Annotated in this window: 7 protein-coding genes; 1 reads left to right on the top strand and 6 read right to left on the bottom strand. The window is 56.9% G+C overall.

What is annotated here, in order from left to right; all coding sequences use genetic code 11:
- Window positions 1-35: 35 nt before the first annotated feature.
- From FBQ85_22360 to FBQ85_22340, 5 genes are all read right to left on the bottom strand, one after another.
- Window positions 36-908: a hypothetical protein gene (locus tag FBQ85_22360; GenBank protein ID MDL1877884.1), complete on the bottom strand. Its 873-nt coding sequence runs from the start codon at window positions 906-908 to the stop codon at window positions 36-38.
- A gap of 130 nt (window positions 909-1,038) precedes the next feature.
- Window positions 1,039-2,265: a T9SS type A sorting domain-containing protein gene (locus tag FBQ85_22355; GenBank protein MDL1877883.1), complete on the bottom strand. Its 1,227-nt coding sequence runs from the start codon at window positions 2,263-2,265 to the stop codon at window positions 1,039-1,041.
- A gap of 174 nt (window positions 2,266-2,439) precedes the next feature.
- Window positions 2,440-4,110, bottom strand: a complete 1,671-nt coding sequence (locus tag FBQ85_22350) for a PEGA domain-containing protein (protein MDL1877882.1) — start codon at window positions 4,108-4,110, stop codon at window positions 2,440-2,442.
- A gap of 27 nt (window positions 4,111-4,137) precedes the next feature.
- Complete coding sequence (locus FBQ85_22345; GenBank protein MDL1877881.1) at window positions 4,138-5,631, bottom strand: GAF domain-containing protein; 1,494 nt, start codon at window positions 5,629-5,631, stop codon at window positions 4,138-4,140.
- A 151-nt stretch (window positions 5,632-5,782) separates the two neighbouring features.
- The gene (locus FBQ85_22340) at window positions 5,783-6,790 is read right to left on the bottom strand and encodes a carboxypeptidase regulatory-like domain-containing protein (protein ID MDL1877880.1); all 1,008 of its coding nucleotides are present in this window, start codon (window positions 6,788-6,790) and stop codon (window positions 5,783-5,785) included.
- A 156-nt stretch (window positions 6,791-6,946) separates the two neighbouring features.
- On the opposite strand from FBQ85_22340, the gene FBQ85_22335 reads away from it, so the two are divergent.
- Window positions 6,947-7,915 carry a PEGA domain-containing protein gene (locus FBQ85_22335; GenBank protein MDL1877879.1) on the top strand — a complete coding sequence of 323 codons (969 nt, stop codon included), beginning with the start codon at window positions 6,947-6,949 and terminating at the stop codon, window positions 7,913-7,915.
- A 55-nt stretch (window positions 7,916-7,970) separates the two neighbouring features.
- Here the strand turns inward: FBQ85_22335 and FBQ85_22330 are convergent.
- Window positions 7,971-8,338, bottom strand: a 368-nt coding sequence (locus FBQ85_22330; protein MDL1877878.1) for a glycogen debranching protein, incomplete at its 5' end; no start/stop codon positions are given.

The following is an 8,338-nucleotide window of genomic DNA, read 5'->3' as shown; positions in this document are numbered from 1 at the left end:
TTCAGCTTCATGCGCTTCTCTCCCATCGTCTCTGATTACCGGATCTCAAAGGCGCCGCCGGTACGGCGCATCGGTTTTTTAAGATAATTCGCGCCCAGCTCGTTCAATTCCAGGCCCAGCTTGGCGAGCAAACCTGAGGGGGTGTTTTCCGGCTCGCACAATAAATACGGGATTACTTCATATTTGCCGGCTGGCATGGCCGGCAATTGATTGATCGAGATCGCCAATTCGCGGTGAAGAGAATCATAAGAGCAAGGCACAATGCGTTCGTTGGCTCTGCCCTCGGGATCCAGCCGCACGATAAAAAAATCACCGGAGGCGAGATGGCGAAAGATGGCTGCGCCCAGCCCGGCGGTATCCGGCATATTGTAGGGAACTTCGGGCATGAGAGGGTTGTAGACAATCGCGCAGCCTTCATCCGCCACCACGCTTGCACGAATCAGCAGAAAAGAGGTATCCGCCGGCAACGAGGCGGGGATGACTTGCGTCACGATATTCACGGCGCGGCGCATCACGATTGACTCGCGCACCTGGCTCTGCTTGTCGAGGTCGCCCTCCAGCGGCATGAATTCGCCTTCGGAAATTTTGACGCGCGCGGTGGCAAGCTGAAAATTGGCGATATAAAAATAGATGAGTCCTTCTTCCACAATTCCCTGCCGGCTTTGCGTGGCCGGCAATACCAGTGAAAACTTGCCCTCGGCGTCGGTGTAGGTGCTGAGATTGTAGATATCCAGCCAGACAAAAACGCCGGCAGCCGCGGCGCCGCCGGGATAAACAACTTGCCCGCTGGTTTGCCGCTTGTCGCGAATTTCGTCCTTGCTGCCGAAAGGATTCTCCAGGCAATTGAAATTCAGCGCCGCGCCGAGTGCGAGAAAAAACGTCATCAAACGAAAATGTTTCTTGTGCATCGCCTCCCTCCTGCGTTGGTTTGCTGCCCGGTTGATGATGTGGTTAAGCCGCCCGGCCAGTTAACATGAAGCGTGTACACCTCAAATAACCGCCGAAGCTTCATTACAAACTGCCCCGGCGGTGAAGGCCTCAACGCTTCAGTTTGAGCAGCTTGCGCCGCAAAACAAAATCTCCGCTACGCACGGTGATGAAGTAAATGCCATCGCGCACAATTGCGCCGGTTTCATCCTGGCCATGCCAGGTGAATTCAAAATCCGCGCTGTTTGAGGACAGGAAACGCCGCAACACCCGTGCGCCGCGCAAATCAAATACTTCAACAACGGTCTGCGTTTGATTCGAGGCCAGCGAACGCCACACAATCCGCGCGGAGGTCACAAAGGGATTGGGATAACTCTTCAACTCAGGCGCACGCGGAACGGCGGCATGCTCGGCTACGCTGGTGGGAAGGCCTAATGTTTCCAGCGTTCCCAAAACGGCTCCCTCCGCGGTGCGGCCGCCGATGATGAAAATTTTATCAAAAATTGCCAGAGCCGCATTCAATTCACGCGCCGAGAGCAGCCCCGGGCCGCTTTCCCAACTGTTGCTGGCGTAATCGTAAATCTCCACAACCGCCGAGGCGCCGTGTTGGTCGGAGCCGCCCAGCGTCCACAATTTCCCTTCGAAATTGACCGCGGCCATGCGCCCGCGCGGGGTGAGCATGGAGGCGCGGCGCTGGTTGCCGTCGGAACTATGATAGCGCTCCAAAACGCCCACCGGCCCGAAAAGCAAACCGCCGGCCGTAAAAATCGAATCGCGCAGCGTGACAGCGGACAGCCAGGCGCGCGGCGCTGAAAGGGACCACCAGCTCAGCCACCAACTGCTGGCCTCGTGGCGGAAATATTCGATGCTTTTCAGATAACTCGCGCCGTCAAATCCGCCCATGACATAGAGGGTATCATTCACGACGGCGGCGGCAGCGCCTTCGCGCGCGATTGCCAGCGAGGGCTCCCGCTCCCAGCGCTGCGTTGTTTCATTGTAGAATTCCACACTCTTCAATACTTGCTGATCCTTGCCGCACCCACCGATAACGAACATGCGCCCGCGATACACGATGGCCGCCGCGCTGTAACGCGCCTCATTCAAATTTGCGGCGAACGGCTGCCATTGCCCGGTCGATAAATCATAACTTTCCACCGTCGCCAGAATGGAATCCTGGGCATCGCGGCCGCCGATGACGACGATTTGATTGTTCCAATAGAGGGCGGACATGGCAAAGCGCGGCGTGAGCATTGGCTCGCGCGCCTCCCAGTTTTGCGCGCGTGCAAGCGGCAACGCCAGCAAGAGCCATCCCAAGAACAGTTGCATTGGCCTTTTCATCTCTTATGTGACTCTTTTAACCAGCAGGTGGCCGGCGCCATCCCGGATGCGCGGGAGGGCCGGCGGTCTCACATGATCGCACGAGTCGAAATCCAAAACGCTTCGCGTCGTTAGGGATTCAATCAAGCGTCAACCGATTTGAATATCGGCGCGATGGTTTCGCCTGCCTCACGTTCATTCTTTCGGCTGCAGTTCAATGGTCAACGTCTCGCGCTGGCCGGCAGCAAATTCTCGCGTCGTGGTAAACGTCTCGCGCTCGGGATGCACAAGACGGAGCTGGCGCGCGCCCGGCGCCAAAATGATTTCATCCAGCGGCGTTTTGCCGAAGCTGACGCCGTCAATAAATACTTCCGCCCAGGGCTTGACATACAGCGTCAAACGCGCGACGGTCTCCCACAATGAAAGCTGCACGTCGAACGTATCCGCCGCCGCCACTTCAAGTTTTCTTTGATAGGTCGGAAACCGCGGATTTGCCAGCTCCAACACATGTTCGCCGGCTGGCGCGGTAAAAATGACCGGCTGCATATCCACGGGCCCCAGCGTGTCGCCATCCAAAATAACTTGTGCAAACGGCAAACAGGCAATGCGCAAACTTCCGCTCGCCGGCGGCGCCGGAATCACGCGCGCTTCTTCTGCAACCGTCTCTTGTTGCACGGGCACATTCATTTCTGGTTCCGGTTGCTGTTTCACAAGTGTTTCACTCGACTCGGATTGCAGCGGCGCCGTCTCCGACGTTTCCGGAGCATCTGGCGAAACAGCAGGCAGCGCTATTGAATCGCTTTCTTGCGCTGCTGTGGGCAGAGTGGCTGCCGCTATTTTTGCAGAGCCGTTGTGTAAATTCGCTTGCGGCTTCTGCGAGGTGAACTTCACCAATTGCCACGCGCCGCCGGCCAGCGCCAGCAACAACACCAGCATCAAACCCGCAGAGAGGCGCGCGGTGGGGCGGGCGGGTTTCGCCTTCTTCGGTAAAATTTTTTCCGGCGCATAACCCGCCGGATCGGTCAAGAACTGGCGCAGATGCATGCCGCGGGCGCGCCGCGCGAGTTCGTGCTCACACGCATCCAGCGTGCTCAGAATTTGTTCCGGCCGGCTCAAACGCTTCGCGCATTTTTTTTCCAACAATTGCTGCACCAGCCTCGCCAGCGGCAACACGGCTTCCGGCAACATGGCTGCCAGCGACGCCGGATTTTCGTGCATCACGCGATACAGCCGTTCATTGATCGTTTCTCCGTCGAACGGCGAATTTCCGGCGAGCATTTCATACATAATCACGCCGAGACTGAAATAGTCGCTCGCCGGAGTGGCGGCTTCGCCCGCGGCTTGTTCCGGGGACATGTATTGCGGCGTTCCGATAATCGCGCCGCCGTTTTCACCGCCCATGAACGCAGCCAGCCCGAAGTCGGTCACTTTGAGGCAGCCTTCGGCGTCCACCAGCAAATTTTGCGGTTTGAGATCGCGATGCACAATGTGATTGCGATGCGCCGCTTCGAGGCCGGCAACGATTTCACGACTGAAATAGATCACGAGTTCCACCGGCAAACGGCGCGCGGCAATCACATCCGCGAGCGTGCCGCCTTCGACGAACTCCATCGCCAGGAACGGCAATGTTTTGCCGGGCTGAACCGGCGCCTGGCCGCATTCATAAATCCGCACAATATTACGATGCGCCAGCCGTGTCAAAATTTGCGCTTCCTGCGCGAAACGCGCGCGCAGTGCGGCATCGCTGGCATGCAGAACTTTGAGCAGAACAAAACGTTGTTTCGCCGCCTCGTACGCGCGATACACCGTGGCATACTGCCCGCGTTTCAGCTCCGCGATGAGATTGTATTTGTCGATGCGCTTCATTTGCGAGATCAGGCAAATCTTTTGGCGTCAATCAACATTATACCCCCATTCTTTCAGGCGATAATGCAGCCAGCGGCGCGACACCCCCAGCTTTTCCGCGGTTTGTGTGATGTGGCCGTCGTTCGCGCGCAAGACGCTCATCACTACGCGCTTTTCGTATTCCGCGAGTGTGAGGCCCTCTTCCCACACGGTTTCGGCGTCCGGCGGCGAAATTTGCAGTTCGCGTTCCGTGATCAACTCGCTGCGCGCCAGCACGGCCGCGCGCTCGATGGCATTCTCCAATTCACGCACATTGCCGGGCCAGTCGTAGCGCCGCAATTGTTCCATGGCCTTTTCAGAAAAGCCGGTGAGCGGTTTGCGGTTTTCCTTGGCGTACCGATCGAGAAAATGATGCGCCAGCAACGGAATATCGTCTTTGCGCTCGCGCAGCGCCGGCATTTTAATGCTGATCACATTGAGGCGATAATACAAATCTTCGCGAAAGCGCCCGGTCTTCACTTCTTCTTTCAAAACTTTGTTGGTGGCGGAAATGATGCGCACATTCACGCGCCGCATGTGGGTTTCGCCCACGCGCTTGATCTCACCCTCTTGCAGCACGCGCAGCAGCTTGGCCTGAATCGTCGGCGTCAAATCGCCGATTTCATCGAGAAAAAACGTGCCGCCGTCCGCCACTTCGAACAGACCGCGCTTGTCGGTGATGGCGCCGGTGAATGCGCCTTTTTTATGGCCGAACAACTCGCTTTCCAGCAGCGTCTCCGGCAGCGAGCCGCAGAACAGCGCGACGAACGGTTGCTCGCTGCGCGGGCCGTTGTAATGAATCGCGCGCGCCACCAGTTCCTTGCCGGTGCCGCTTTCGCCTTCAATCAACACCGAGGCATGCGATTCGAGCACGCGCTCCATCACATCAAAAATCTGGTGCATGGCCATGCTCTTGCCGATGATTTCCGAAAAGCGGTGGCGCGACTGCACTTCCGCGCGCCAGCGGCGATTTTCCTCGCGCAGGTTTTGATAGAGCCGTGCATTTTCAATCGCGATTGCCGCTTGATTTGCGAACGCATTGAGAAACGGCAGCGCGGTTTCGCCGAACGCCGAAGAGGCCAGGCGGCTGTCGAGATAAATCGCGCCAACCAGGCGATTTTTCAGGCGCAAGGGCGCGCACGCCACGCTGCGAATGTGATGCGCGATGATGCTCTCGGTTTTGGCCAGGCCCTCGGGCAAATCACTGTCGTGCCAGATCACTGCTTCACCGCCGGAGAGCGTGTGCCGCACCACCGAGCTGGAGATATGCGCGATGTCGGCAATGGCTTCGGGCGAAATGTTTTGCGCCGCGCGCGCCACGAAGCCGGTCTCGGTCTCCGGGGCTTGCAGCAAAATGAAGCCGCGCTCTGCCGCCAGCGTCTGCATCGCGATCTGCAAAATCTTGCTGAGCAGCTCGTCTGTGTCTTGAATCGAATTGATCTCGCGGCTAATCTCGACCAGCGCGAGCAACGACGAACGGTCAATGTTTTCGAGTGCGGGCATCGAACGGCTTTGACGGCTTAATGAAATAGTGATGAATTCAATTTTAACAACCGGCGCATTTCTCCAAACCGCTCATGAACGCGAATTTGCGCTAATTTTTTACATCGACCGGGACAGTGCTGTCGTTGCGCATGCAATCAACTTACATGCTTCATCTCACCAAAAACACGGCCTCACGCGAGCGGCTGGAGTTGCCGAAACGGTCAACGATGCTCAAGGTCCACAAATACGCGCCATTGCTCAAATTCGAATCATAAACAAACGACAAAGAGTCGGACGGAATATCGTCGATTTGCCGGAACGGCACCGGAACCAGAAAAGAAAAATCGAACGTCAGCAAATTGATGCGATAACGGTAGTCGAACGGCAGCGTGAGGTTTTCCCACTGAAAGCGCGGGCGTGAGTCGGTCTCAATCAAGCCGCTGGGCGTGGAAGGCAAGGGTATGGGTTCGATGATACGTATCAAAAATGCGGGATCAGAGATGGAAAGCGCGCCGGCGCGATCTGTCGCCTCGAGCCAAAGCCGGTCGCCGATCAAGTCATACAGCGATCCGGTCGTGAGATGGTCTTCACTCACCACCGCGGCAAAGGTGTTGGATGCGCTTTGGCGCTGCAACGTTTGCAGCAGCCCGAAGCTTGCGCTGAACAACTTGACTTCTAGAATGTCATCCAGGCCGTCGCCATCTTGCAAATCGGCTTCGGCCACCAGTTGCAGGGCTTCGCCTTCGATGGGGATAAAGGCGCTGATTTTCTCCGAGCGCACGCTGACTCTGCTGAACAGGGGTTTGGCATCGAGCTGGAGAAAAATTTCACTCGTTCGTTGCGGCTGCACCACTACGGTTTGCGAATCCGCCACAAAATTCGGTTTGCTGGCGACCACGACATACGTATCCGCCGCTAAATCACGAAAGCGAAACAGCCCTTCAGCGTTGCTCAGTTGAACGAGGTTGTCCGGCTTGAGGAGAAGGCTAACGCCCGGCAACGGCTGGTTGGGAGAGTAGTAGGTTTGCGTGTAAACCAGCAATTGGCCACGATTATTGAAATCCGGCGCGAGCGGATCGAGCGGATTATCGCGCGGCGCTTCGCCGCAGCTCAACAGCAAGCCGCCGAAAAAGCATGCGCGCAACCAGCGCCGTCTGAGCGTATGATAGGGTATCATGGCAGGCAAAATATAAACAGGCCATGCTCCAAATGCAACCTTACAGATTCTTGACATTCGTTGCAATTTGGCTATATTTGTTGCAAAACCGCGGAGCAATGCCGCTCGCAAGTTGCGTCACGCGCGCATTTCATTCGCTTTCATTCTGATCGCCGCATGCCGAGCTTCACGACAAGAATGAAATTTATATATCGAAAGCCAAGTGTTTTGTTCTGGTTGGGCCTGGCAATGTGGTCCGGCTCATTGTTTGCACAAGCTTCCAGCGCGCCCGGATTTTACCGCATTATCGGGCGCGAACCGGGCACCATCATTTATTTTGACGAAGACACGGTAAACACCGCGGGGCAGCATCCGCCGGGCGTTTATACCTTGCGCGTGGAACGTGAAGGTTATCTCGCGCACGTCAAGCCGATTCGCATCGTGAGCGACCATGTGGTCGAGATCAATATTCGCAGCGCCGGCATGCGCAGCGCCGCCCGGCCGGCGCGCCAGCGGCAAATGGTGCGGCTCTATCCCATGCCCGCTACGCTGGTCGTAACCAGCAATCCGCCCGGGCAAATCGTCTGGCTCGACGAGACGGAACGCGGCGTAACGCCCATGGTGCTGGAGAATATTTTGGCCGGGAGACACGCGCTCAAAATCGGTGCGGTATCAGATACGCTTTCGCTGCGCATGTTTGAGACAAAACGCGTGCGGTTGGAAACCGGTCGCATAAAAGATGTAACCGCCGAAGAGTTGCCCCTCGAGCTTAGAGGTATACAGCTCACGCGCTTGAATTTATTCATGGAAGCCGGGGAGGCCAAGGCGAGAGATTGCGGTAATTTTGACGGCAAGCCGGGCGCGACATTTTTTCGATTGGAGGAAGACGGCGCTTTCCTGGTTTGCCGTTTGACCTTCGACCTTCCTGATGACAATAGTGTTAATTTGCCCGTGCGTTTTCGTTTATATCAAGACGGCAAACTAAAACACGAAGTCGAGCACGATTTACCGCTCAGCCCGGGCAATGGCAAGCGCGTGTGCTACTTCCATCATGAATGGTGGAAAACCGGCGAATACATTCTCACGGTTGACGGCATTCCCGGCAACCGCCTCGGTGAGGTAAAATTCACCGTCATTCGTCAATAACCGGCGTCAAATTTTTCCAAACGCGCCAACCTCTCCAAAACGCTACCTGAGATTTTCACTCCTTCAACATCTCCCAGGCTTGCAAAACCGCGCCGGAACTGGCGGCGAAGGCCGGCGCGCCTGCGGGCGCATGCGGTGAATCGCCGTCGTACATTTGCGCGATGAAACCGTCGCACGGCGAATTCCGCCCTTCAAACAAAGGCGCAAACAATCCCCGCAAAAAATCGCGATCGTGATACACGCGCAAATAGGCGCGCACGAACGGCACGATCAACCAGGGATGCGCCGCGCCGTTATGCTGTGCGCTGACCCGATGTTTTGCCGGGCCCCAACATTGCCCGCAATAGGCAGGATGATCCGGCGCGAGTGTGCGCAAGCCGAACGGTGTGATGAGCCAGCGCAGCGCCAAATCAACCAGGGCGC

It is taken from the genome of Cytophagia bacterium CHB2, from assembly GCA_030263535.1.
GTDB lineage: Bacteria > Zhuqueibacterota > Zhuqueibacteria > Zhuqueibacterales > Zhuqueibacteraceae > Coneutiohabitans.
The sequence above is the reverse complement of the archived record's forward strand: the minus strand, read 5'-3'. Positions and strand labels throughout refer to the sequence as shown.

Excerpts from the sequence above, each read along its gene's own strand:
- FBQ85_22360 (MDL1877884.1), bottom strand. The coding sequence starts at position 908 with ATGCACAAGAAACATTTTCGTTTGATGACGTTTTTTCTCGCACTCGGC.
- FBQ85_22355 (MDL1877883.1), bottom strand. The coding sequence starts at position 2,265 with ATGAAAAGGCCAATGCAACTGTTCTTGGGATGGCTCTTGCTGGCGTTG.
- FBQ85_22350 (MDL1877882.1), bottom strand. The coding sequence starts at position 4,110 with ATGAAGCGCATCGACAAATACAATCTCATCGCGGAGCTGAAACGCGGG.
- FBQ85_22345 (MDL1877881.1), bottom strand. The coding sequence starts at position 5,631 with ATGCCCGCACTCGAAAACATTGACCGTTCGTCGTTGCTCGCGCTGGTC.
- FBQ85_22340 (MDL1877880.1), bottom strand. The coding sequence starts at position 6,790 with ATGATACCCTATCATACGCTCAGACGGCGCTGGTTGCGCGCATGCTTT.
- FBQ85_22335 (MDL1877879.1), top strand. The coding sequence starts at position 6,947 with ATGCCGAGCTTCACGACAAGAATGAAATTTATATATCGAAAGCCAAGT.